Annotated in this window: 1 pseudogene; it reads left to right on the top strand. The window is 65.6% G+C overall.

What is annotated here, in order from left to right:
• A pseudogene (locus tag NQ160_RS23735) lies at positions 1–1,433 on the top strand (DNA-directed RNA polymerase subunit beta'); the annotation flags it as partial.

Here is a 1,433-nt window from a genome sequence, read left to right as displayed (position 1 = left end):
TACCTGCTGGACATGGCGCCGAAGGACCTCGAGAAGGTCATCTACTTCGCCGCCTACATGGTCATCTCGGTCGACGAGGACGCGCGTCACCGCGACCTGCCGACGCACGAGTCGAACCTGCGCCTGGAGATGAAGAACCTCGGCGACCGCCGCGACTCCCGTGTCGCCGCCCGCCTGGCGAAGCTGGAAGAGGAGCTCGCCGCTCTGGAAGCAGAGGGCGCGAAGGCCGACCAGAAGAAGAAGGTCAAGGATGCCGCCGAGAAGGAGATGGCATCCATCCGCAAGAACTTCGACGAGCAGATCTCGAAGCTCGAGCGGGTCTGGGAGGAGTTCCGCACCCTCGAGGTCGGAAACCTGAAGCAGGAAGACGACGTCTTCTACGAGCTGCAGGACCGCTTCGGCCAGTACTTCGAGGCGCACATGGGCGCAGAGTCCATCAAGCGTCGCCTGGAGGAGTTCGACCTGGCCGCTGAGGCCGAGAACCTGCACCTGCAGATCTCCGAGGGCAAGGGTCAGCGCAAGATCCGCGCGATCAAGCGCCTGAAGGTCGTCAACTCGTTCCTGTCGACGGGCATGAGCCCGGCCGCCATGGTGCTCGACGTCGTCCCGGTGATCCCGCCGGAGCTGCGCCCGATGGTGCAGCTGGACGGTGGCCGCTTCGCGACCAGCGACCTGAACGACCTGTACCGCCGCGTGATCAACCGCAACAACCGCCTGCGTCGCCTGATCGATCTCGGTGCCCCCGACATCATCGTCAACAACGAGAAGCGCATGCTGCAGGAGGCCGTCGACGCGCTGTTCGACAACGGCCGCCGCGGTCGTCCCGTCACCGGTACCGGCAACCGTGCGCTGAAGTCGCTGTCCGACATGCTCAAGGGCAAGCAGGGCCGGTTCCGTCAGAACCTGCTCGGCAAGCGCGTGGACTACTCGGGCCGTTCGGTCATCATCGTCGGACCCCAGCTCAAGCTGCACCAGTGCGGTCTTCCCAAGCAGATGGCGCTGGAGCTGTTCAAGCCGTTCGTCATCAAGCGCCTGATCGACCTGGGTCACTCGCAGAACATCAAGGCCGCCAAGCGCGCCGTCGAGCGCACCCGTCCCGAGGTCTGGGACGTGCTCGAGGAGATCATCCGCGAGCGCCCCGTGCTGCTCAACCGTGCGCCGACGCTTCACCGCCTCGGCATCCAGGCATTCGAGCCGCAGCTCGTCGAGGGCAAGGCCATCCAGCTCCACCCGCTGGTGTGTGCCGCGTTCAACGCCGACTTCGACGGTGACCAGATGGCCGTGCACCTGCCGCTGTCGGTCGAGGCCCAGGCCGAGGCCCGCATCCTGATGCTGGCGTCGAACAACATCCTGAAGCCGTCCGACGGCCGCCCGGTGACCCTGCCCTCGCAGGACATGATCATCGGCCTCCACCACCTGACCACGGTCAAGGA

It is taken from the genome of Microbacterium sp. zg.Y909 (assembly GCF_024626565.1).
This window is presented reverse-complemented; position numbering and strand designations above follow the sequence as displayed.